The organism is Cohnella sp. SGD-V74 (assembly GCF_003001675.1).
Classification (GTDB): domain Bacteria; phylum Bacillota; class Bacilli; order Paenibacillales; family Paenibacillaceae; genus Cohnella.
Genome location: NZ_PVYW01000020.1, coordinates 101,647 through 125,946, shown reverse-complemented (window position 1 = coordinate 125,946; position 24,300 = coordinate 101,647). Strand labels below are relative to the sequence as shown.

General features: G+C 62.4%; 21 protein-coding genes. All 21 read left to right on the top strand.

Annotation, left to right across the window (positions count from 1 at the left end; translation table 11 throughout):
• The first annotated feature begins 81 nt into the window (after positions 1-81).
• Positions 82-945 (top strand): helix-turn-helix domain-containing protein, encoded by an 864-nt coding sequence (locus B0G52_RS26595; protein ID WP_233163091.1) that lies wholly within the window; start codon positions 82-84, stop codon positions 943-945.
• 101 nt (positions 946-1,046) lie between these two features.
• Complete coding sequence (locus tag B0G52_RS26590) at positions 1,047-3,278, top strand: helix-turn-helix domain-containing protein (protein WP_094048953.1); 2,232 nt, start codon at positions 1,047-1,049, stop codon at positions 3,276-3,278.
• Positions 3,279-3,432: 154 nt separating this feature from the next.
• Positions 3,433-4,404 (top strand): ABC transporter permease, encoded by a 972-nt coding sequence (locus tag B0G52_RS26585; RefSeq protein ID WP_094048951.1) that lies wholly within the window; start codon positions 3,433-3,435, stop codon positions 4,402-4,404.
• Between the two features lies 1 nt (position 4,405).
• A complete protein-coding gene (locus B0G52_RS26580) occupies positions 4,406-5,311 on the top strand; it encodes a carbohydrate ABC transporter permease (RefSeq protein ID WP_094048949.1) in 906 nt (301 codons plus the stop codon).
• 66 nt (positions 5,312-5,377) lie between these two features.
• Positions 5,378-7,039, top strand: coding sequence for an ABC transporter substrate-binding protein (locus tag B0G52_RS26575; protein WP_094048947.1), 1,662 nt, complete (start codon positions 5,378-5,380; stop codon positions 7,037-7,039).
• A 106-nt stretch (positions 7,040-7,145) separates the two neighbouring features.
• The gene (locus tag B0G52_RS26570; protein WP_094048945.1) at positions 7,146-8,774 is read left to right on the top strand and encodes a glycoside hydrolase family 43 protein; all 1,629 of its coding nucleotides are present in this window, start codon (positions 7,146-7,148) and stop codon (positions 8,772-8,774) included.
• A gap of 6 nt (positions 8,775-8,780) precedes the next feature.
• Positions 8,781-9,587: a ThuA domain-containing protein gene (locus B0G52_RS26565; protein ID WP_094048943.1), complete on the top strand. Its 807-nt coding sequence runs from the start codon at positions 8,781-8,783 to the stop codon at positions 9,585-9,587.
• Complete coding sequence (locus B0G52_RS26560) at positions 9,584-10,576, top strand: zinc-dependent alcohol dehydrogenase (RefSeq protein ID WP_094048941.1); 993 nt, start codon at positions 9,584-9,586, stop codon at positions 10,574-10,576. Before B0G52_RS26565 ends, B0G52_RS26560 begins: the two co-directional genes overlap by 4 nt.
• Before the next feature lie 8 nt (positions 10,577-10,584).
• Positions 10,585-11,430: a sugar phosphate isomerase/epimerase family protein gene (locus B0G52_RS26555; protein WP_158223883.1), complete on the top strand. Its 846-nt coding sequence runs from the start codon at positions 10,585-10,587 to the stop codon at positions 11,428-11,430.
• A gap of 25 nt (positions 11,431-11,455) precedes the next feature.
• Complete coding sequence (locus tag B0G52_RS26550; RefSeq protein ID WP_094048937.1) at positions 11,456-12,268, top strand: alpha/beta fold hydrolase; 813 nt, start codon at positions 11,456-11,458, stop codon at positions 12,266-12,268.
• A gap of 39 nt (positions 12,269-12,307) precedes the next feature.
• A complete protein-coding gene (locus B0G52_RS26545; protein ID WP_094048935.1) occupies positions 12,308-13,402 on the top strand; it encodes a fatty acid desaturase family protein in 1,095 nt (364 codons plus the stop codon).
• The gene (locus B0G52_RS26540) at positions 13,399-13,722 is read left to right on the top strand and encodes a MocE family 2Fe-2S type ferredoxin (RefSeq protein ID WP_094048933.1); all 324 of its coding nucleotides are present in this window, start codon (positions 13,399-13,401) and stop codon (positions 13,720-13,722) included. Before B0G52_RS26545 ends, B0G52_RS26540 begins: the two co-directional genes overlap by 4 nt.
• A gap of 30 nt (positions 13,723-13,752) precedes the next feature.
• Positions 13,753-14,991 (top strand): NAD(P)/FAD-dependent oxidoreductase, encoded by a 1,239-nt coding sequence (locus tag B0G52_RS26535; RefSeq protein WP_198960733.1) that lies wholly within the window; start codon positions 13,753-13,755, stop codon positions 14,989-14,991.
• A gap of 11 nt (positions 14,992-15,002) precedes the next feature.
• Positions 15,003-17,081: a beta-galactosidase gene (locus B0G52_RS26530; RefSeq protein ID WP_094048931.1), complete on the top strand. Its 2,079-nt coding sequence runs from the start codon at positions 15,003-15,005 to the stop codon at positions 17,079-17,081.
• Between the two features lie 70 nt (positions 17,082-17,151).
• Complete coding sequence (locus B0G52_RS26525; RefSeq protein WP_094048929.1) at positions 17,152-18,054, top strand: sugar phosphate isomerase/epimerase family protein; 903 nt, start codon at positions 17,152-17,154, stop codon at positions 18,052-18,054.
• Positions 18,051-18,869, top strand: coding sequence for a sugar phosphate isomerase/epimerase family protein (locus tag B0G52_RS26520; protein ID WP_158223882.1), 819 nt, complete (start codon positions 18,051-18,053; stop codon positions 18,867-18,869). Before B0G52_RS26525 ends, B0G52_RS26520 begins: the two co-directional genes overlap by 4 nt.
• Positions 18,870-18,881: 12 nt before the next feature.
• The gene (locus B0G52_RS26515; RefSeq protein WP_094048924.1) at positions 18,882-19,736 is read left to right on the top strand and encodes an AraC family transcriptional regulator; all 855 of its coding nucleotides are present in this window, start codon (positions 18,882-18,884) and stop codon (positions 19,734-19,736) included.
• 52 nt (positions 19,737-19,788) lie between these two features.
• Positions 19,789-20,892: a Gfo/Idh/MocA family protein gene (locus tag B0G52_RS26510; RefSeq protein WP_158223880.1), complete on the top strand. Its 1,104-nt coding sequence runs from the start codon at positions 19,789-19,791 to the stop codon at positions 20,890-20,892.
• On the top strand, positions 20,889-21,728 hold the full coding sequence (locus tag B0G52_RS26505; protein ID WP_094048920.1) for a sugar phosphate isomerase/epimerase family protein: 840 nt from the start codon (positions 20,889-20,891) through the stop codon (positions 21,726-21,728). Before B0G52_RS26510 ends, B0G52_RS26505 begins: the two co-directional genes overlap by 4 nt.
• Before the next feature lie 9 nt (positions 21,729-21,737).
• Positions 21,738-22,523, top strand: a complete 786-nt coding sequence (locus B0G52_RS26500) for a response regulator transcription factor (protein WP_094048918.1) — start codon at positions 21,738-21,740, stop codon at positions 22,521-22,523.
• A complete protein-coding gene (locus B0G52_RS26495) occupies positions 22,504-24,252 on the top strand; it encodes a sensor histidine kinase (RefSeq protein ID WP_094048916.1) in 1,749 nt (582 codons plus the stop codon). Before B0G52_RS26500 ends, B0G52_RS26495 begins: the two co-directional genes overlap by 20 nt.
• The last annotated feature ends 48 nt before the right edge of the window (positions 24,253-24,300 follow it).

The following is a 24,300-nucleotide window of genomic DNA, read 5'->3' as shown; positions in this document are numbered from 1 at the left end:
AATGCCAATGACGCTGGTCCTCCAGGCGATTATAATAGAAGGGCCGCGCTTCGGCCGGAAGAAGGAGGGGGTCGCTTGACCGTGTACGACAGCGTCGGAAGCTACGCAGCTCCGGCGTACGGCACGATTTTCGCCGGACATTTCAACGAATCAGATCGTTACATAACAAGAAGGCCGGAAGGAATGAATGATTGGCTGTTGGCTTACACAGTTGGTGGGAGCGGCTATTTTCGCACGGCTTCCGGGGAGAAACGCTGCGGAGCCGGAGACGCGGTTTTGCTGCGCGGCGGAGTACCCCACGAATACGGTACGACTCCGGGGAGCTGTTGGAACTTTATTTGGGCGCACTTTCCGGAACTGGAGGAAATCCGCTATTTTCCCCGTGAAGAGCTGACGGTCACGGCGTTAGGAAGCCGACATCTGCAGCGGCGCGTTTACCGCGCGCTAAGGAACGTGCTGCGGGATTCCCGGGAACGGCGCTCTCTCTGGCAGCAGGTTTGCGAGAACGAGCTGCGCGGCGTGCTTCTGATCATGGCAGAGCGCGGATGGAGAAAGCTGGATCCGCGTGTGGAGGAAATTCTGCATGATCTGTCCGCGCATATGAGCGAAACGCCAAGGATCGAGGACATCGCCCGTTCGGTAGGATTATCCGCCTCCAGACTGTCCCATCTGTTTAAGGAGGAGACGGGCCTTACCTTGATCGGATCGTTAAACCGGATGCGCATTCGCCAAGCGGCTTTGCTGATCGGGCACTCCGGGAGAACCGCGACCGAGGCGGCGTTCGATGTCGGCTTCCGCAACTACAATCATTTCGCGGAGCTGTTCCGCCGCCAGATGGGCGTCGGCCCGCGGGATTACCGGAAGCTTGCGGAGCGGAACGCAGAGGAGTCCTCGGACGTTTCGTCCGAGTCACAGGCGAATTCGCTCCATTTTCCCCCATTGTAAAAGCATCGGCTTTCCTGATAAAATGAGCAGACTTGACGCTAATTTCCTCGCAAGCGCTTACTTTATGCCCCCGGCGGCTCTGGAAAATTGGAGGGGTTGAAATGCGAAAAACATGGTATTACCGCTTATTGTTCTCGTACATGCCGGTATTTTTTCTGATGATTTCTTTTTTGTTCTTCATTTTCTTTCAGGTGCTCAGCGAGCGCGCGCAGCAGGATACGTCGCGCATCTACGCGAGCGTGAACAATCAAATGATGCAGAGCGTCGAGCAGACGCTGGCGTCCATCGATCAACTGATGGTGACGATGCAGACGCGCAACAGCAATTCCCCGGAATTCAACCTGCTCGATTACTTCAATCAGTCGGGCCAGCCTCCGGCTTTTTTCACCTATCAGGCGACCAAGGAATTCAACAACATGAAGCAGTTGAATCCGCAGATCCATTCGGTCTATCTCGTGCGTGACAGCGACAGCTACGTGCTCAGCACGAATACGGTAACTCCGCTGGAGCGGTATCCGGATCGCGATTTCGTGGGCGAGCTGCGGCAGGACGGCTATTCGTACCATTGGACGGACCAGCGTCTCTTCAAGGAATTCCCGGCGTCGCGCGAGGAGGCGGTCATCTCGCTGGCGCGCAAATATTTGACCAATCGCGGCGAGAGCGGGCTGATGATCGTTAACGTCAGGGCGAGCGCTCTGGCCCAACTCGTCTCGCAGCGGATCGACCGGACGTCCAGCTATGTGACGGTGACGGGCCAGGGGGACGAGCCGATCTTGATCGCGGCGGACGAGACGTCGGGCCGCACCGCTATCGCGTCGACGGTGTCGGACTATACGGGCTGGACCTATGAGAGCGGTCTGGCGAAGGGAAGCGGCTTCGCGCTTCTGCGCGCGTTCTCCAACGTCTGGATCGCGCTGGCGCTGCTCGTTGCCGTTGTCGGCCTTCTGGCGATTTTCTACATGACGCACCGCAATTACAAGCCGTTGCGGGCGCTCATCTCCAAGCTGGACCGCATCTCGCACGCCTCGGGAGAACGCGGCGGAGAAGAGCGCAACGAGTTCCATTACATCGAATCAACGCTGGATTCCCTTGTCCAGCGATTTAACCTGTTCAAATCCCAGTCCGACCTCAATATCGGCTACCGCAAAAAATCGATTTTCCTCGAAGTGATGAGCGGCTCCCGTTCGCTGGCGAGCGAGGAATGGAACGCCGAGATGGAGAGCCACGGCTTTACCGGAGGCTTTAAGCAGGCGGCGGTCGTCATCGTCTCCATCGACAAGTATTCCGACGCGTTGTCGCGCTACAAGGAACAGGACATGATTTTGTTCCGCTTCATTATCCAGAACATGTACGTCGAGCTCGTGCAGAAGCACGGGCTGCGCAGTTGGAGCGAATGGATCAACGACAAGGAGATATGCGGGTTCGTCTACGTGCAGGAGGACGATTCCCTGGCGCTGACAGATCGCATTCTGAAGCTGTCCGACAACGCTCTGCAGTGGATTCGGAGCAACCTGACCTTTACCGTCACGATCGGGGTCGGCAAAGCGGCCGACAGCGTCGCGCAGCTCAAAACGTCCTACAAGTCGGCCGTCGAAGCGGTCAATTGCCGGGCTGTGCTCGGCAGCGACCGTACGATCGGCTACTGGGAGACGGAGGAGGGCGCTTCGGTCGAATTGTACGCCCACCTGGAGCGCATTCGCCGGCTCGTCTATTCCTTCCGGATGATGGAGCCGGATTGGCGGTCCAAATACGCGGCGATGTACGAGCAGTACAGGAGTAATCGGCTGAAGCGCGACGACATCGTCAACCTGCTGAATTATTTCGCATACCATCTGTTCGAGCATATTCAGGGAACGATGCTGGACGACGAGGCGGTTGAGACGAACAAAGCGATTACGCGGGACGTTATCGACCAGTTCGAGACGCTGGAGGACGCGCAGGAAGAAATTCTCGGCATACTGGAGAAGTTGGAATACGTCATGGCTGAGAAGACGGCCAAGGGCGGCGCGGGCGAGATCGCGATCCGGATGAGAGAATACATCGACGAGAACGCCGCCAATCCCGACTTGTCGCTCGTTCATCTGAGCGAGCAGTTCGATATCCCTTCGAAAAACGTCAGCGCCTTGTTCAAGGAGCAGTTCGATATCAAGTTCATCGACTTTCTGATCGATCGCCGGGTGGAACTGGCCAAGGAGCTGCTGCGCGGGAGCGATCTGTCGGTTCAGGAGATCGGCCAGCGGGTCGGTTATCTGAATCCGGTATCGTTCACCCGCGTCTTCAAGCGCATCGTCGGAATTCCGCCCGGAGATTACCGCCGGGAGCGTTCCGGTTAAGCGCGGAAAATAGTATAGTGACTGGTCGGACCGGGCTCTGCAGCCCGGTCCGATTTTTGTTAAGCGCCGGATTCTTGTCAATTGCCGGAGCGGATAATTCCGCGGTATAGTTGCCCCATCGCACCAATCAGTCAGACGAGGAGGGGGTTGCAACATGTCCAACACGACGAATGCATCGGCCGCGGCCTATGCCCGGATCGGGCCGCCTGGGCAAACGTCCCGGCGCGGCGCGCTGCGGCAAATGCGCCGTCACTGGCAGCTGTACATCGTTATCGCGCTGCCGATCACTTATTTCATTTTATTCAAGTATGTCCCGATCCTGGGCGTGCAGATCGCCTTCAAGGATCTGAGTCCGAAGCAGGGAATCTGGGGCAGTCCCTGGGTCGGCTTCAAGCACTTCGAGGAGTTTTTCCGTCATCCGAACTTCTGGATGCTGATTAAGAACACGCTGTTTCTGAGCCTGTACGCGCTGGCCGTCGGATTCCCGGCGCCGATTCTGCTGGCCCTGATGATCAACGAGCTGCGCAACGGCTTGTTCAAGCGCGCTGTGCAGATGGTCACCTATGCGCCGTATTTCATTTCCACCGTCGTTATGGTGTCGATGATTCTGCTGTTTCTGGCGCCGCGGATCGGGGCGATCGATCACATTCGCACGGCGCTGGGCTTCGAATCGATCAACTTTATCGGCGAGCCGTCCCTGTTCACGACGATTTTCGTTTTCTCCGACGTCTGGCAGTTTACGGGTTACAGCGCGATCATCTATATCGCCGCCCTGGCCGGCGTCAATCCGCAGCTGTACGAGGCGGCCAAGCTGGACGGCGCCAGTCGGCTGCAGAAAATGATTCATATCGATTTGCCCAGCATTATGCCGATCATGGTGCTGCTGCTCGTCCTGAACATGGGACAGTTGCTGAACATCGGCTTCGAGAAAGTGTATTTGCTGCAAAATCCGCTCAATACGAGCGCGTCCGAGATTATTTCGACCTACGTGTACAAGGTCGGGCTCGTGCAAGCCAACTACAGCTTCTCGGCCGCCGTCGGCTTGTTTAATTCGCTGATCAACCTGGGGTTGATCCTGCTTGCCAACTTCGGGGCAAGACGCGCAACGGGAACGGGGTTGTTCTAATATGGCTATGGCGGCATCCAACAAAATCAGGGAACCGTTGTCGGACAAGGCGCTGCTGATTGTCATCTACGTCGTGCTGTTCGCCGTGCTGATCGCGGTGCTGTATCCGCTCATCTACATCGTCAGCTCGTCGTTTAGTTCGCCGCAGGCGGTCGTGGCCGGACGGGTGTGGCTGTTCCCGGTCGAATTTTCGCTCAAGGGCTATACGGCCGTGCTGCAAAATCCGCGCATCTGGGCGGGTTACGGCAACTCGATCTTCTATATGGGCTTCGGCACGCTGATCAGCGTCGCGCTGACGATCGCCATCGCTTATCCGCTGTCCAAGCGCACGTTTTACGGCAGAACGTTTCTGATGTATTTGCTCATCGCCACAATGATTTTCAGCGGCGGGCTGATTCCTTATTACCTGGTCGTCAAAAATCTCGGCCTGATCGACACCCGCTGGGCGCTGCTGCTGCCTCAGGCGATCGCGGTGTGGCAGGTGTTCATCGCCAGAACGTTCTTCCAGGAGACGATTCCCGAGGAACTGAACGAGGCGGCGGAGATGGACGGCTGCAGCGACCTGCGCTTCCTGCGGTCGATCGCGCTGCCGCTGTCCAAGCCGATTATCGCGGTGCTCGTGCTGATGTACGCCGTCACCGCCTGGAATGCGTATTTCGACGCGCTGATTTTCCTCAAGAGCGCCGATTTATATCCGCTTCAATTGATTTTGCGGGAAATTCTCATTCAGAATTCCGTCGACAATTCGATGATGGTGGACGTACGAACAATGGAAGCCAGACAGGGGATGAAGGATTTGCTGAAATTTTCTCTGATCGTCGTCTCCAGCCTGCCGGTCCTTATCCTATATCCATTCGTTCAGAAGCACTTCGTGAAGGGGGTCATGATCGGTTCTTTGAAAGGTTAAAATAGACAAACGATAGGCCGGGAGAAACGAAGCTGTATCCTATTACGATTGCGGAGGGTGTCCGAAATGAGAAAAAAATGGAGCAAGCTTGCGGGTCTGGGTCTGATTGCGACGCTGCTGCTGAGCGCCTGCTCGAACGGCGGAAATTCGGAGCAAGGAGGAAGTCCGTCGGGCCAAAACGGCGGAGAGGCGGCCGCACGGGTCAAGCTGACCGCGTTCATCAACCAGTCGCCGAATTTGACGACGCTGGACAATCCGTTCACGAAGCAGGTCGAGGAGAAAACGAACGTCGAGCTCGAATTTACGGTCGGTCCGCCGAACGACAACAACGACAAGCGCAACGTGCTGATGGCCAGCGGCGACTATCCGGCGATGTTCCTCAGCGGCAACTTCACGCCGGCCGAGCAGATGAAATTCGGCAAGCAGGGCGTATTCCTCCCGCTGAACGATCTCATCGATCAATACGCGCCGAACATCAAGCAAATTTTCGCGGAGCGTCCCGACCTGAAGACGGCGGTCACCTCCTCGGACGGCAACATCTACGCGATGCCGCAGGTCAACGAATGTTATCACTGCTGGTACGCGCAGAAGCTGTGGATCAACCAGGACTGGCTGGACAAGCTCAATCTGGAGATGCCGACGACAACCGAAGAGTTCGCGGACGTACTGCGCGCGTTCAAGACGGGCGACCCGAACGGCAACGGCGTCGCCGACGAAATTCCGCTCAGCGGCGCGCTGAATACGTGGCACGGGGATCTGACCGGCTTCCTGATGAACGCCTTTATTTACAATACCGGGGACGGACAGCCTTACTCCTACATCCGCGTCAAGGACGGCCAGGTGCAGCTGTCGGCGGCCCAGTCCGAATGGCGGGACGGTCTGAGCTATATGGCCTCGCTGTACAAGGACGGCTTGATCGACCCGCAGGCGTTCACGCAAAATCCGGAAGGGCTGCAGCAGCTCGGCAACAATCCGGGAGATACGATCCTCGGCGCGTTCGCGATCGGACACGCGCAGATGGCGGTGGCGGGCACCGATCCGCGCAACTACGATTACGTCGCGGTTCCTCCGCTGAAAGGACCGGGAGGCGTGCAACTGTCCGGCTACTACAAGTCGGTCGGCAACCAGGGACGCTTCGTCATTACCGACAAGGCCAATGAAGAGCAGCAGATCGCCGCGATCAAGCTGCTGGATTACTTGTGGACCGAGGAAGGCACATGGGGGCAGGTGTTCAGTGTCCAAGGCCATTCGTGGCGTAAGGCGGACGATGGCCAACTGACTGTCAACGGCGAACAGGCCAGCTACCAGGTCGATCCGTCCTACCGTTCAGAGACGATCCATACCGACGGATGGGATCAGGCCGGGCCGGATTTCCGGCCGCGCGAGCGCTTCGAATCGGAAGCCGTCTCCCAGGACATGATGTCGCCGGAAGGCTACGAGCTGCGCCTGGTGACGGAGACGAAGAAATACGAGGGCTTCGAGCCGAAGGAAGGCGAGATGTTCCCGATCGACATTTTCATCAGCGCCGAGGACGGGGAGAAAGCCGCCCAGTTCAAAGCGACGCTCGAGGACTACGTCAAGTCGAACATGCTGCAATTCATTACCGGCCACAAGGACATCGCCAAGGAATGGGACGGCTACGTCCAAGGCCTCGACGGTCTCAGATTAAACGACTATCTGGCCATTCTGCAGAGCGCCTACGACGCCGATCTGAACAAAACGAAGTAAGCGAAGCAGAAGGTTCCAAAATGACAAGATCAGGTTCCATTCCTTGATTGTTAGCGATTTCGCAGAAATCCTATAATAGAGGCCGACAGCAAAGGATGTGAGGCAAATGAGCCGGGAGCAGGCCGAAATCCGCAATCCGATTCTTCGCGGCTTCCACCCGGACCCTTCTATCGTCAGAGTCGGCGAGGATTATTATATGGCGACTTCGACGTTCCAGTGGTTTCCGGGCGTGCAAATTCATCATTCCAGGGACCTTGTCCATTGGCGGCCGCTCGGCCGCCCTCTGGACCGGCCCGGCCAGCTCGATATGACGGGCAATCCCGATTCCGGCGGCGTCTGGGCGCCGTGCCTGTCTTACGACGATGGCGCAGGCTTGTTTTACCTCGTGTACACCGACGTCAAGAGCCATGCCGGAGCGTTCAAGGACACGCATAACTACGTCGTGACCGCTCCGGCGATCGAGGGGCCGTGGTCCGACCCCGTGTATCTGAACAGCAGCGGCTTCGATCCGTCGATGTTCCATGACGACGACGGCCGCAAATGGATCGTGAACATGCAATGGGACTTCCGGAAAGGCAAAGACGCCTTCAACGGCATTTATTTGCGCGAATATTCTGTCAACGAGGGTCAACTGGTCGGCCCTTCCCGCAAAATCTACGCAGGCTCCGAGCTGGGATTGACGGAAGGCCCCCATCTCTACAAGCAGGATGGCCGCTACTATCTGATGGTCGCCGAAGGCGGAACGAGCTACGAGCATGCGGTGACGACGGCGCGTTCGCGAACGCTGGAGGGTCCGTACGAGACCGATCCGCGCGGGCCGATGCTGACGTCACGGCACGCTCCGGAGCTGCCGCTGCAGAAGGCGGGCCACGCGAGTCTCGTACGAACGCAGAGCGGGGAATGGTATATCGCCCATCTGTGCGGCAGGCCGCTCGAGGGCGCGGACCGGCGCTGCAACCTGGGGCGCGAGACGGCGCTTCAGCGCTGCGAGTGGACGGCGGACGGCTGGCTGCGGCTGGCCTCCGGCGGGAATACGCCCGAGACGATCGTACGGGGGCCGGCGCTGCCGGCCCATCCGTTCCCGTCCGTGCCGGACAAGGACGATTTCGACCGCGAAGCGCTCGGGCTGCAATGGCAGACACTGCGCCAACCCTTCGCCGAAGCTTGGGCGACGCTGACCGAGCGTCCCGGCTTCCTGCGGCTGCGCGGCATGGAGTCGCCGAACTCGCGGTTCCGGCACAGCCTCGTCGGCCGCCGGCAGCAGGCGTTCGTCTGCGAAGCGGCGACCGTCGTCGAATTCGAGCCGGAGACGTACCAGCAGATGGCCGGTTTGATGTACTACTACAATTCGCAAAACTACTATTATTTGCGCATCGGCCGCGACGAGGCGTTGGGCAAAAATATCGGGATTATCGCGGGCGATCACGGCGTCTACGACGAGCATACGGAGCCGCATATTCCGATCCCGGAAGGGACGCCCGTTCATCTGAAGCTGGAGCTGAACGGCCGCGAGCTGCGCTTCCGCTATTCGCTGGACGGACAGGACTGGCAGGGAATCGGGCCGACGCTGGACGCCAGCAAAATATCGGACGAATACGCCACGCATCTGGTCGACGGCTATTTCACCGATTGGGGCTTTACCGGGGCGTTCGTCTGCCTGTGCGCCCACGACCTGTCCGGCGCAGGGCGGCACGCGGATTTCGATTGGTTCGTCTACCGGGAGAAGGAGGAATGAAACGCGATGGAAGCTTCGAATGATACGCTGCGCGGCCGACGGATCGTGTTCGTCTGCGGCGAAGACGAGTACGAATCGGAGAGAACGATGCCGCTGCTGGCCGAGGAGGCAAGGAAATACGGAGCATGGACCACGGTGCTGCAGGCCGACCCGGACCCCGCGTCCCCGGTCAGCATCCCCGGACTGGAGGCGCTGCGGACGGCCGATCTGGCCGTCTTCTACATCCGCTTCCGGCAGCTGCCGGAGGAGCAGTTCGGCCATATCCGCGATTACCTGGCGTCCGGCAAGCCGGTCGTCGGCCTGCGGACGAGCACGCACGCCTTCCAATATCCGCAGGATCATCCGCTGGCCGAATGGAACGACGGCTTCGGCATCGACGTGCTCGGAGCGCCGTGGATTCGCCATTTCGGCCATTCCTCGTCGACGAGCGTGTCGGTCGCCTGGGGCGCGGAGCCGCATCCGATTTTGCGGGGCGTACCGACGCATTTCGAATGCCGCTCCTGGCTCTACCAGGTGCTTCCGTATCCGCCGGAGGGCGCGCAAATTTTGCTGAACGGCGCGACCGTTAATCCGGAGGACAACGGCTGGTCGTACACGAGCGAGACGCCGCGCGTGCAGCCCGTCGTCTGGACGAGAACGCGCGCCGGAGGCGGCCGCGTCTTTACGACGACAATGGGGCATCCCGAGGATTTCGAGCTGTCCGCTTTCCGGCGGCTGCTGATCAACGGCATGCATTGGGCGCTCGAATTGGAGCGGCGCATCCCGGAGCAAGATCCGTTAAAGCAAGAGATTGAGGGAGGCGAGCAACGATGAAGGTGGCCGCGATTACGGGAGAACGCCGCGCCGAGCTGGTCGAGCGGGATAAGCCCGCCCTGCCGGAGGGCTGGGCGCTCGTCAAGGTGCATGCGGCGCCGATGTGCGCCGAATACAAAAGCTTCGTCCGCGGCGAACATTCCGACTGCCTCGGGCACGAGGCGGCCGGCGAAGTCGTCGAGACCGCGCCGGGCAGCACGGTCAAGGTTGGCGACCGGGTCGTCGTCATGCCGCAGTACCCGTGCGGGGAATGTGAGCTGTGCCGCGCGGGCGATTTCATCCACTGCGAGCGGGGGCTCAACCATTACGAGCCGACGATGACGCAATATTTGTCCAAGCCGTCGTGGCTGCTCGCGCCGATTCCGGACGGCGTATCGTACGAGAAGGCTTCGCTGGCCTGCTGCGGGCTCGGGCCGTCCCACGGCGCGTTCTCCGCGATGGAGGTAGGCGCGTTCGATACGGTGCTCATTACCGGCCTCGGGCCGGTCGGTCTGGGCGCGGTCGTCAACGCCAAGTTCCGCGGGGCGCGGGTCATCGCGGTAGAGATGAATCCTTACCGGGCGGAGCTGGCGCGCCGGATGGGCGCGGATCATCTGATCGACCCCCGTGATCCCGACGCGGCTGCGCAGGTGAAGGCGCTGACCGGCGGCAGGGGAGCCGACTGCGGTCTCGACTGCTCCGGCGTTGTCGCCGCGCACCGGCTGCAGATTGACGCCGTCCGGCGCAAGGGCAAAGTCGCGTTCGTCGGGGAGTGCTTCTCCGAGACGCCGATCCGCGTCAGCGACGACCTGCTGCGCAAGGGCATTCATCTGATCGGCTCCTGGCATTACAACCTGAAGCTGTATCCGGATCTGATGAAGGTGATCGAGCGGTCGCCGCTGACCGATCTGCTCATTACGCATACGTTCCCGATGAGCCGGATTCAGGAAGCGTTCGAGCTGTCGGCGTCGCAGGACAGCGGAAAAATCATTTTGAAGCCATGGGAGTGAACGGAGCCGTGAAGGTGGGAATGAATTTGCTGCTGTGGACGGACAAGCCCGATCCGTCCGTCCATGGCGAGCTGCTGCGGCGGATCAAGGAATGGGGCTTCGACGGCGTGGAGCTGCCCGCCGACAATATGGCGCCGGCGGATGCGCGTGCTTTCGGCGCGCTGCTGCGGGAACTTGAGCTCGGCTGCACCGCAATCGCCGCGCTGGACGCCGCCGTCGCCGATCCGGCCAGCCCGGACCCGGCGCTGAGGCAGGGCGCGCTGGAGACGCTCAAGCTGGCCGTCGACAACACCGCCGCTATGGGCGGGGACCTGCTGTGCGGTCCGCTGTTCCAGGGCTTGGGCCGCTTCAGCGGACGCGGGCCGCAGCCCGGCGAATGGAACGATGCGGTGGAGACGCTGCGCGCGGCGGGGGAGTATGCCGCGGAGCGGGGCGTCCGCCTGGCGCTGGAGCCGATCAACCGCTTCGAGATGTACCTGGTCAACACGCTGGCGGACGGCGTCCGCTTCGTGCGGCAGGTCGGTCTGCCGAACGTCGGCCTGCTCGCGGACACGCACCACGGCAACATCGAGGAGCTCGACGTGCCGCGGGCGTGGCGGGAGGCGGCGGAGCATATTTTCCACGTGCACATTTCGGAGAACAACCGCGGCGTGCCGGGAAGCGGCCATGCCGTGCCGAAGGAAACGTTCGATGTGCTGAAGGACGTCGGCTACGGCGGCTGGCTGACGATCGAGGCGTTCGGCCGGCAGGTTCCGGGCCTGATCTCGCGGCTGCATCTGTGGCGGGATTACGCGGCGCATCCGGACGACGCGGCGCGGCTGGGCGTGCAGTACATTCGCCGTCATTTGACTTGAAACGGAGCGGGGAGGGAACGGACGGATGCCATTCGTGCGAACGAACGGAATCAGGCTGCATTATACGGAAAGAGGAGCGGGCGAGCCGCTTGTTCTGCTGATGGGGCTCGGCGCGCCGGGCAGCGTCTGGGAGGAGCATGCTCGTATCTACGAGCGGCATTTTCGCTGCATCTTGATCGACAATCGCGGGGCTGGACAATCGGACAAGCCCGCCGGCCCCTATACGACGAAGGCGATGGCCGAGGATGCGCTGGGCCTGATGCGGGAGCTGGGCCTGGAAACGGCCCATCTCTCCGGCATCTCCATGGGCAGCGCCATCGCCCAGGAGGTCGCGCTGGCCGCGCCGGAGCGGGTGCGAAGCCTGACGCTGAACTGCTCGTGGCAGGCGTGCGGGCCGTATACGACCAGCGTGTTCGAGACGCTGGCGGCGGGATACGAGCGGCTGCGCCCGGACGAGTTCCAGCGGCTGCTCCAGGCGTTTATTTATACGCCGGCTTATCATGAGGCGCACGGCGACAAGCTGGAGGCGGCTCGCCGCGCGGCGCTGACCGAGGTCGAGCCGATGCCGGCGCACGCGTTCCGCGCGCAGTGCGACGCGTGCCTGACGCATCGTACGACGGGGAGATTGGCGGCCGTCGCGGCGCCGACGCTGCTTACGGTCGGCGACCGCGACGCGTTTACGCCGCTGCCGCTGACGGAGGCGATCGCGGCGGAAATGCCGCAGGCCGAGCTCGAGGTGTTCGCCGGAAGCGGGCACACCCATCATTGGGACCGGCTGGACGATTTTAATCGCAGGACGCTCGATTTTCTGCTCGGCCATCGCGCTTCGGGCCGTTGACGGCACGCGGGCAGCCTGCAAGGTGGAGGCGGTAGTGATATGGCATTGGTTGTTCAAAGGCGGGATTACAGTCTGACCGGTCCCGAGAGCGAGCGCGCGAGGGAAAAAGGGCTCGTGGCGGCGGAATGGTACGTCAGTCCGGTTCCGCGGGCGACGATGAAGGCGCTCATGAAACGCAGGAACGGGCCGGCGATCCGCGACACGCTGATCTGGTTCGGCCTGCTGGCGATATTCGGGGCTGCGGCCTGTCTGTCCTGGGGCACGTGGTGGGCGGTTCCGGCGTTTCTGGCTTACGGGATTCTGTACGCGACGCCGGCGGATTCCCGGTGGCACGAATGCGGCCACGGCACGGCGTTCAAGACGCCGTGGATGAACGAAGCGCTCTATCAGATCGCCTCGTTCATGGTGCTGCGTTCCGCGACGCCGTGGAGGTGGAGCCACGCCAGGCATCATACCGACACGATTATCGTCGGACGCGATCCCGAGATTATTACGGAGCGGCCGCCCCTGTGGAAAATATTATGGATGCAGCTGTTTGATCTGTACGGCGGCCCGATCGAGATCAAGCGGTTTTTCCTGCATGCGCTGGGACGGATGGAGCGGACGGAGGCGGAATACATTCCGTCCGGCGAGTTTCCCAAGGTGTACCGAGAGGCGCGTCTGTGCCTGCTGGTCTGGCTGCTCGTTCTCGCGGCCTGCCTGTATACCGGCAGCCTGCTGCCCGCGATGCTGGTCGGCCTGCCGACCTTCTACGGCTTCGCGATCGTGCTGGCGTTCGGCATGACGCAGCACCTCGGGCTGCATGAAGACGTGCTCGATCACCGGCTCAACTCCCGCACGATCTACATGAATCCCGTGCTGCGGTTTCTCTATTGGAACATGAACTATCATATCGAGCACCATATGTTCCCGATGGTTCCGTATCACGCGCTGCCGAAGCTGCACGAGGAGATGAAGGCCGACTGCCCGGCGGCCTGTCCGAGCTTTCTGGCTGCGCTGAAGGAAGTGATCCGGGCGCTGCGGCGGCAGAAGCATGATCCCGCGTACGTCGTGGTCAAGCCGCTGCCGTCGACGGCCCGGCCCTATCAATATGATCGCGAGGCGACGCCTCAGGCAAGGAGTGAACCGTTATGAGCGATCCGATCTGGGTCGAGGTGTGCGACGCGGAAGACATCGAGGAGGAAGACGTCGTCCGCTTCGATTACGGCGACCGGACGTTCGCCGTCTATCGGACGGACAAAGGCGACTATTACGCGACGGACGGCTACTGCACGCACGAGAAGTTCCACCTGTCGAACGGCCTGGTGATGGGCAGCGTCATCGAGTGCCCGAAGCATAACGGCCGCTTCGACATTCCGACGGGAGCGGCGAAGCGCGCTCCCGTCTGCGTCGACTTGACGACGTATCCGGTCAAGCTGGACGCGGACAAGGTCTATATTCGAATTCCATCTTAAGGAAGCTTGAAGAAGCTTAAGGAGTTTGCCATGAACGCACAAGGAATGGTCATTGTCGGAGCCGGCGAAGCGGGCGCGCGCGCCGCGCTGACGCTGCGGTCGCTGGGCTGGACGGGGGCGATAACGCTGGTCGGGGACGAGAGCCGTCCGCCGTACGAGCGTCCGCCGCTGTCCAAGCGGCATCTGGTCGCGGAGGAGGAGCTTCCGCCGTCCGTCATCGCCGACGATCGAACGCTGCGCGACAGCGGGATCGAGCGAATCGGCGGGGAAGCGGCCGTTCGCATCGACCGGGAGAATCATCTCGTCGAGCTGGCCGGAGGCCGCAAGCTGCCGTACGAGCGGCTGCTGCTGGCGACCGGTGCCCGCCCCCGGCAGCTGTCGGCGGAAGGCACGGGAGCGGGAGAGCTGCTCTACCTGCGCCGGTTCGAGGACGCCGAGCGGCTGCGCGGCCGGCTGCGGCCCAGGGCACGCGCGGTCATTATCGGCGGCGGCTTCATCGGCCTGGAGACGGCGGCGAGCGCCGCCGCGCGGGGCTGCGCCGTCACCCTGCTGGAGGCCGCGCCTCGTCTGCTGACGCGCGGCGTGCCCCAGGCGATCGCGGAGCGGGTGGAGCGGCTGCACCGCCAAGCCGGCGTAGAGGTCCGGCTTGGCGCCGCCGTCGCCGCGATCGACCGGGCAGGGGACGCGCTCGCGATCCGGCTGGCCGACGGAACGGAGCTCGCGGCGGACGTCGCGCTGGCCGGCATCGGCGCCGTGCCGGAGACGGCGCTGGCGGCGTCGTGCGGACTGGAGCTGGACAACGGGGTGAAGGCGGATGCGAGATTGGCCACCAGCGATCCCGACATCTATGCGGCGGGCGACTGCTGCTCGTTCCCGCACCCGCTGTACGGAGGCCGCCGCATTCGGCTGGAGGCGTGGCGCAACGCCAAGGATCAAGGCGCGCACGCCGCCGCCGCGATGCTCGGCTCGGACGAGCCGTACGCCGTCCTGCCCTGGTTTTGGTCGGATCAATACGACCAGACGCTGCTTGTCGCCGGATTGGCGGAGCCTTCCGACACGGTCGTGCTGCGCGACCTGGGCGAGGCCGGTCGCTTGTATTTCCATCTGGGAGCGGACGGACGGCTGTCCGCCGTCAGCGGCATGGGACCGAGCGAGGCGATCGCCAAGCCGTTCCGCCAAGCCGAGCTGCTCGCGGAGAAACGGGCCGCGCCGCCCGCGGAGCAGCTGGCCGATCCGCGCATCAAATTGAAAACGTGGCTGAGCGAATAGGGGGAATCAGGATGGCAGCGGACAAACGTCTGCGGACGAACCGTTATTTGCTCGGCGTCTGCTATTACCCGGAGCATTGGCGCCGGGAGCTGTGGGACGACGATTTTCGCCGCATGCGCGAGCTGGGCTTCAATACGGTGCGGATGGGCGAGTCGGCGTGGCCGATATTCGAGCCGGAGGAGGGCCGCTACTCCTTCGAGCTGTTCGACGAAGCGATCGCACTGTGCAAGCGGCACGGACTGGACGTCATCCTCGGCACGCCGACCTACGCGCCGCCGGCGTGGCTGACGGCGAAATATCCGGAGGCGCTGCGCCGGGACTTCCACGGGCAGGTTATGCATCACGGCTCGCGCCGCCACTGCAACTATACGGCGGCCGCTTATTTGGAACGATGCGCGGCGATCGTCGAACGGATGGCGCTGCATTATCGCGACGAGCCCGCGGTCATCGGCTGGCAGATCGACAACGAGCTGAACTGCCATATGGACGTCAGCTTCGCGGACAGCGACCGCGCGGCGTTCCGGGAATGGTGCCGCCGCAAATACGGCTCCCTGGAGCGGTTGAACGAGGCCTGGGGGACGGTGTTCTGGGCGCAGACGTATTCGGATTGGGCGCAGGTTGACCTGCCGCGCCCGACGCCGACGTATCACAATCCGGGACATTTGCTGGATTTTTACCGTTTTACTTCGGATTCGGCGATCGCTTTCGCGAAGCTGCAATACGACGCGCTCAAGCGGCACGCTCCGCATCGGTTTGCGACCCATAACGGCCTGTTCGGCAACATTGACAATCCCGAGCTGACGGAGCGGGCGCTCGATTTCATGTCGTTCGACTCCTATCCGGCCTTCCAGTTGATGCGCGGCGATCTGCCGGCGCATTACCGGGACCGGATGACGTCCAAGCATCTTGGCCGGGTCCGGGGCATGTCGGGCAAATTCATGATTCTGGAGCAGCAGGCCGGACCGGGAGGACAGTCGGGCAACACGCTGAACCGGTACGGCTTCGGAGATTATCTTCAGGCGACGCCCAAGCCGGGGCAACTGCGGCTGTGGGCGTGGCAATCGGCGGCGCACGGGGCCGACGGCCTGCTGTTCTTCCGCTGGAGAACGGTTACGGCGGGCGCGGAGACGCTGTGGCACGGGTTGAACGATTACGGCAACCGGCCGAACCGCAGAGTGGAGGAGGCCGGACGGTTCGCGGACGACATCGCCAAGCTCGGCGATCTGCTTGTCGGCAGCGAGATCGTCCCGGAGACGGCTTTGCTGTACGACTACGACAACGACAGCAACGCCAAAATCGAAGGCTATATCGGACCGTTCGAGTGGGAGAGCGAGGAAAGCCTGTTCCGCGGACTGACCGAGCTTCATCTGAACGCCGACCAGCTGTCGCTGCGCCCTATGCGCGATCCGGAGCGGCTTCGCCCGTACAAGGCGCTGTTTTATCCGAACGCCCAGTTGCTGGCCGAAGAGGACGTCGCGCTGCTGCGCCGCTACGCGGAGGAGGGCGGCATCATCGTCTTCGGGCCGCGGGCCGGCTACAAGGATCGGACGAACCGCTGCTACAGCCTGCCGTTTCCGGGCGTGCTGCGCGAGCTGACCGGGACGGAGGCGGCCGAATTCACGATGGTGCGGGATACATCGTCGACGATGACCTACGCGTCTTCGGGGGTTAGCGCAGCCGCCCCGCATTTCAACGAAATCTTGCGCCCGTTCTCGCCGGAAGCCGAAGTGCTGGCGCGCTATGACGCCGACTACTACCGCGGGGAGCCGGCGATCGTCGCAACGCGCGTCGGACGGGGACGGGTCGTCTACTGCGGCGCGTTCTTCACCGACGCCAACGTGCCGGAGCTGCTGAGCGCGCTCGGCCTGGCCGATCCGCTGGCGGACTGGGCGCGGATTCCGCGCGAGGTCGAGACGGTCCGGCGGCGGAGCGGGACGGACGAGTTTTATATTTTCCTGAACTATACGGCTGAGCCGCAGAAGCTCGTATTTCTGTCGCCGGGCGAGACGCTGCCGGACGGTTCGCCGCTGCTCGGGGAAGTCGCCCTGCCGCCGTACGACGTCCTGGTCGCCAGACGGGCGCGGCGATAAAGCCGGCTTATTTTACGGGCAAATCTATCTTTTCAAGCAAACCTACTTTTCCCTACGAGGAGTGACGACGATGAATCCGAAATTATCGATCGGTTCCTGGGCGTTCGCGTTCGGTCCGTTCGCGGCCGATCCCTGGCCGTTCGAGCGCGTGCTGGAGTATGCGGCGCAGGCCGGCTATGACGGCGTGGAAATCAACGGCTTCGCGCCGCATCCGACGCCGGACAGCCATCCAAGCGTGGCCAGCCGGCGCGAGCTGCGCGAGCGCATCCGCGCCCACGGGCTCGGCATTTCCGGCTATGCGCCGGATTTCGCCAAGGTTCCGCCGGACCGCTGTCCGCAGAGAGATTATTTGGCACAGCTGCAAGCTTATTTGGACTTCTGCGTCGACCTGGAGATCGGGACGATCCGGGTCGACACCGTCAGTCCGCCCGCCGAACTGGCGGCCGCCGAATACGAGGCGCGCTTTGCCCGGTTGGCGGACACGTGGCGGGCTTCCGCCGAGCTGGCGGCCGCCAGGGGCGTGCGAATCGTCTGGGAGTTCGAGCCCGGCTTCTGGCTGAACAAGCCGGGCGAGGTTAAGCGGCTCGTCGAAGCGGTTGGCCATCCGGCATTCCGCGTGCTGTTCGACACCAGCCACGCCTATATGAGCGGAGTGGCCGGCGCCAGACAGACGGGGGAGAGGGAGACGCTGCCCGGCGGCATTATCGAATACGCCGACCTGCTGCGCGATACGATCGGACATTTCCATCTGATCGATTCCGACGGCACGCTGCACGACGACGAGACGAGCACGCATGCCGAGTTCGGCGCGGGACGCATCGATTTTCCCGCTTTTCTGGCGGCGATGGAGCCCGTCGTCGCGCCGCTGGAATGGTGGTGCGTCGATTACTGCTTTAACGCGCAGGCCGAGGAATGGGGACGGCGGGCGGTTCCGTTCATACGCCGCGCGATCGGGGAGGCGAAGCGGAGATGAGCATCCGATTCGGCTATCAGACGTATACGTGGCAGATGTCCTACGAGAAGTATCGCGACCGGCTGGACGATATTCTCGACGTGATCGCCCGGGCGGGCGGCGAGGGCGTCGAGCCGGAGGTGTGCATGCTCGGCCGCTACCGCACCGAGCCGGAGGCGCTGTTGGAGGCGCTGGACCGCCGGGGACTGAAGCTGGGCGCGCTCTGCCTGGCGCTGCCTTGGCGGCAGGCGGAGGAGACGGACGAGGAGCGCGAAGAGGCGGATCGCGTCATCGGCTATATGCGGACGTTCCCCGGCAGTCTGCTGACGCTTGTTCAGCTTCCCGGCTCCGACCGCTCCGAGCTGGCCGAGCGGCAGCGTCGGGCCCTCGCCCATGCGAACGCCGTCGCCCGCCGGGCGCACGAAGCCGGCGTCGGCTGCGCCTTCCATCCGAATTCCCCGTCCGGCTCCGTCTTCCGCACGGAGGAGGACTATCGCGTGCTGCTCGACGGACTCGATCCGCGTTATTGCGGCTATGCGCCGGATACGGGCCATATCGCCCGCGGCGGCATGGACCCGGAGCGGGTGATGCAGCGTTACCGGCCGCTCATCCGGCACGTTCATTTCAAGGATTGGGAACGGGACGGCGGAGCGTGGACGGCGCTCGGGCAAGGCTCGATCGATCACGTCCGGATCGCCGCTTACCTGCGCGAGAGCGGCTACAAGGGCTGGATTATGGTGGAGGAAGAATCGGCGGCCGCGGAGTCGGAGCCGGATCGGGTGACGCTGGACAACGGCGCGTTCGTTCGCGGCGAGCTGGCGGCCGCGGTCAAGTGATTCGCCGTCGGGGTGAAGATCGTGCGAGAGCCGCTGAGCGTTAAGGAAACGTTGGACTTTGCGCTGTACCACGTAGAGAAAGCCGCTTACGACTCCTTCCGCCTGGAGATGATCAAGCCGCACTGGACGGTATCGTTCGTGCTGGAGGGCAGCGTGGAGATGCGTTCGTCCGGGATGACGAGCCATGCGGAGACCGGGGACGTCATGATCCACCCGCCGAACGTTCCTTTTACGGAAATCGCGGTCGGCCGGGGCGTCCATCTGTGGATGCTGCTCGACGTCAAAGGGGAGCCGCAGCTCGATTTTTTTCGCCGTTTCCCGGTCGGCCGCGTCGTGACGCTGCAGTACGCGGAAGCTTACGCGCATTCGTTCGAAGAGCTGCTGGACGTCTGGCATCGCCCGCAGACGCCGGTGCGGGATTACCGCGCGATGTCGCTCTCGCTGCGGCTGCTCGGCGACATTCTGGACAGCTGGCTGGAGACGGAGGGCGCAGGCCGCGCGGCTTCGACGATGACGACGGGAGATCGCTTCTATCCGGTGATCGCCTATATGGAGGAGCATCTGGAACAAAGAATAACGAGGGACGATCTGGCGCGAATGCTGCATCTGCATCCGAACTATTTCAATCGTCTGTTCAAGCGCGTGTACGGCGTATCGTCGCAGCAGATGCTGCGGACGCTGCGGCTGCGCCGGGCGATGCAGCTGCTGGAGAACGAGGACTATACGTTGGATCGGATCGCCGCCGCGTGCGGCTTCGGCGACGCGGTCTATTTCAGCAAGGTGTTCAAATCGAGCGTCGGACGGACGCCGGGCGAATACCGCAGAAGCATCCGGAAGACCAAGGAAGGCTATGCGTCGTTCCCTTAAGGGAACGCGTTTTCTCACAACAAGGCTAACGCGAACGGGAGTGAACCCCACTATGGTTCAACGTATTTATATGGTCGGCGCGGGGGCGATTGCCCGCCTTCACGCCAAGGCGATCTGCAAGGAAGCGGAGGAAGGGCAAGCGGCCGCGGAGCTGCATGTGACGGACAGCAATCCCGCCGCGGTCGCCGACTTCGTCCGGCAATTTCCGGAGGCCGTCCCGCACGGCGATCTGGAGACGATGCTCGCGGAGCCGGCAAGGGACGACGACATCGTGATCGTGGCGACGCCGCCCGTCGCCCATGCGGAGATCGCCTGCCGGGCGCTGGCTTCGGGGCGGCACGCGCTGTGCGAGAAGCCGCTGGCGGTCAGCCGCGAGGAAGCCGCGCGGATGCTCAGCGCGGCCCGCAAGGCGAACCGGCTGCTCGGCTGCTGCAGCTCGCGCTTCGCCGGCCTGCCGACGACCGGCCGGGTGAAGGAGCTGCTGGCGCGGGGCGAGCTGGGCCGGATCTATCAGATGAGCTGGATTCAGCGCCGCCGCCGGGCGCGCTCCGGGGTCGAATACCAGCCGGAGAGCCGCTGGTTTCTGCGCCGCGAGATCAGCGGGGGAGGCACGCTGATGGATTGGGGGCCGTACGACATCGCGGCGATGGCCGAGACGCTGCAGCCCGTGCGGGTGGACGTGCTGCACGCCTGGACGGCCAATCCGCGCGCCGACCATCCCGTCGCGCTCGCCGCCCCGTTCGACGTGGAGCAGCATGTCGGAGCGCTGCTGCAATTCCACCTGGCGGACGGCAGCCGGCTTCCGGTCCGCTACGAGCGGGCCGCCTGCTGCCACGGCGAGGAGCGGACGGTGACGGAAATCGAAGGGACGGAGGGCGGGGTCTCGTGGGACTGGCTCGTCTTCGGCGAGGACGGGGAGCTGATCCGCTTCGGGGACGAGGGCGGAGAGCCGGTCCGGGAGACGAGCCGGCTGGCCGACGCGACGCCGGACATGATGGACAAGCCGATCGTTTATTTCCGCCGGGCGGTGGCCGGGCTGCCTTCCCGCGCGATCGTCGGCGAGCAGGCGGTATTCAACTTCGGCATCCTGGCCGCGATCTACGATTGCGCGCGCACGGGAGAAGCCCAGTCCGTCGAACTGGAGGAGCCGCGATGAACAGAATCTACGCGATGGACACTTTTTTCTATCATTCTCTCGGCAGCTATCCGCTGGAGACGCGCTGCGAGATGCTGCGCGAGCTCGGCTACGACGGCGCTTACTTGACGCTGTGGGACGAGCGGGCGTGGCGGGACGTCGAGCGGCTGTCCGCGGTCCGAGGCGATTACGGGCTGGACGTGGCCGCCGTCTACGTCGTGCTGGACGTTGCGCTTCCGCCCGAGCATCCGGAGGCGGCCCGCATTCTGGAGCTGTTCGGAAGACTGCAAGGCTGCGACAGGGTCGAGCTGGCCCTGACGACCGGCGAAGCGGGACAGCCTCCTTCCGATCCCGCCGGGGACGCCATGGCGCTGGCCTGGCTCCGGCGGCTGCTCGCCGCGGCCGAGTCGGGCGGCGTCCGAATCTCCCTGTACCACCACGTTTACTACTGGATGGAGCGCTGGCAGGACGCGCTGCGGCTCGTGCGGCAGCTTCAACATCCGCTGCTTGGCATCGCCTTCAGCTCCTTTCATTGGTACGCCGTCGACGGACGCGCTCCGGAGGAAGCGCTGACCGCCTGCCTGCCTTATCTGCATGCGGTCAACCTGTGCGGAAGCCGCAAACTGCCGGACGGCGCCGGCCTGCCGGCGTCGATCGAGCGCATCGAGCAGGGCGAGCTGGATATTTTCCATCTATTGCAGCTTCTGCGGCGCCTCGGGTACGAAGAGTGGATCGGATTTCAGGGCTACGGCATCGGCGGGGACGCGTACGCGCACCTGGACAGCAACAAGCGAACGTATCTCGGCCTGCTGGAGCGGCTCTCCCGCCATCCGGAATGGCGGCTGTCCGCGCCGTGAGGGGTTAAGATGCGCAAGGTGCTGCTGGTGGACGACGACGTGTACATTCGCCAGGGGATGAGAAATCTGATCGACTGGCGCGCGCTCGGATTCGAGATTGGCGGGGAAGCCGGCAACGGGATGGAGGCGCTGGCCTGGATGCAGGCGCACCGGCCCGATGTGGTCATTACGGACATTCGCATGCCGGTGCTGGACGGGCTCGAACTGGTGGCCAAGGCGGCGAAGGAATGCGCGTTCCCCGTGTCCTTCATTATCGCCAGCGGCTACGAAGACTTCAAATACGCGCAGCAGGCCGTGCGCAGCGGCGTCAGAGACTATCTGCTGAAGCCGATCGACGAGGACGAGCTCGTCTTCGCCCTGCGCGGAATCGAGACTCAACGGAGCGGCATCCTCCCGGAACGGGAGGATGAAGAGTCTTCCCCCGAACCGCCCACCGGTGTCATCTACGACGTCAAAGCTTATATCGAAGCGCATTTTCGCGAAGAGATCAGCCTGAAGAGCATTGCCGCGTTATTTTATATGAATCCGGTATATCTGGGCCAATTGTTCCGCCGCACGTTCGGGCTGCTATTCAACGAATTTTTGCTCTGCGTTCGCATTGCGGAGGCGAAGAAGCTGCTTCACTCTACGAATCTGCTTGTCTACGAGATCGCCGAACAGGTCGGCTTCAACACGCCGAACTATTTCGTCGCGCAGTTCGAGAAGCTGGAGCGCATGACGCCGTCGCAGTACCGCAGCCGTCAACGCCAAGCGCCGCCGGGAAGGAGCGAAGAGGATGAAAGAGATCCTCAATAATGTGAGACTTCGCCACAAACTGCTGCTGATGTATTTTTTGTCGGTCTTTTTTCCGATCGTGCTCACCAACCTGTTCTTCTACTCGGTGACCGCGCACAACGTCAGCAGCCAGAGGGAGAAGGACGCGGCGCAGGCGCTCGAACGGATTCAAAGCGAGTTGCAGGCTCGCATCGATACGGCCGTCGGCATCTCTTCGGTTTTTTATGCCGACGGCGTCATTAACGAAGTGTTGGAGAGAGCGTATGACACTCCGATCGCCTATTTGGACGTGTATGACGAAACGCTGCGCTCCAGTCTTGCGAAATACGCTCCGGTGTACGGTTTTATTCAAAGCCTTACGATTTACACCGACAATCCGACGGTGCTTGGATCGGGCGGCGTCGCCTTTATTGACGAGACTGTCAGACACGCCGACTGGTACGGGAAAGTGACGGAAGCGGCCAGCGGCATGCCGATATTCGTTCATGACGGGCAGCGTGGCAGCCCGGCGTTCAGCATCGTGCGAAGATTAAACGCCTTTGGTTTCATGGACGAGTACGAGAAAGTGCTAAAAGTTGATCTCCATCGCGATGCGGTCGCGCAGACGCTCGGCAATATGGGATTTCCGGGCGAACTGTATTTGCTAGGTCCCGACGGCACGATCGAACTGGCGACCGATCAAGGAATCGGCGGCGTCGAGCCGGTTCGCTTCGACGACCTGCCGCTGCCGGCCGGATCTCGAGTTCTCTCCAAAGAGTACGCGCGTGCGAATGAACTATATGGATGGACGCTGGCCGGCGTTGTCCCGAAGGATCAGGCGCTGGCCGGAACCGGGGAGTCGCGCAAGCTTGCGCTTTACTTGACCTGTGTCAACTTGCTGTTGCCGACGCTCGTGCTCGTCTGGGGCGCGAAGTCGCTGCACGATCGGCTGCTGCGGATCGTCAGGCAGATCAAGAAGGTAAAGCGCGGCAACTTCGAGCCGATGCCGGTAGAGGAGACTGAGGACTCGAAGGACGAGATAGGCCAACTGTCCGCCGAACTGAATCGAATGACGCGGCAAATCCGGGAATTGATCGACGAGGTGCTCGTAGCGGAAATCGAGCGCAAAGATTTGGAACTGCAGCGAAGACGGGCGCAAATCCATGCGCTGCAAAGTCAGATCAATCCGCATTTTCTGTTTAATGTGCTCGAGACATTGCGAATGCGCAGTCTGATCAAAGGCGAGGAGGAGACGGCCAAAATCGTTCGCAACATGGCTAAGCTGTTCCGCAAATCGCTGGCATGGGGCAACGATTGGATTACCGTCGGTCAGGAACTCGATCTGATCCGCTCATTTCTGGAAATTCAGAAGTACCGTTTCGGAGACCGGCTACAGTACCGGATTAAGGCGGACAGGGAAGCCGAAAAGAGCCGAATTCCGAAAATGGTGTTTTTGCCGTTCGTGGAAAACGCCAGCTTGCACGGAGTGGAAAAAATAGAAGGGCAAGGCGTCATCGAGTTGAACTTGACGCTGGATCGGGACGGATTGTTGTTCTTGCTGCGCGACAACGGAGGCGGCATGGACGAGTCTATGCTGCGGCGAATATTGTCGGAACGGCCCGGGGAGGAAATAGCGGACGAAAAGCATGTCGGCATCCGCAACGTCCGTTCCAGGCTAGCGCTTTACTACGGAGACGGGGCGCAACTCGACATCGCAAGCGTCCCCGGATGCGGAACAGGCGTGCGGATTAGGCTTCCTCACGGACTTTAATTTGTGTAATTATCGCTAAAGTTTGTTGCTCTCTCCCTTGGCGAACCA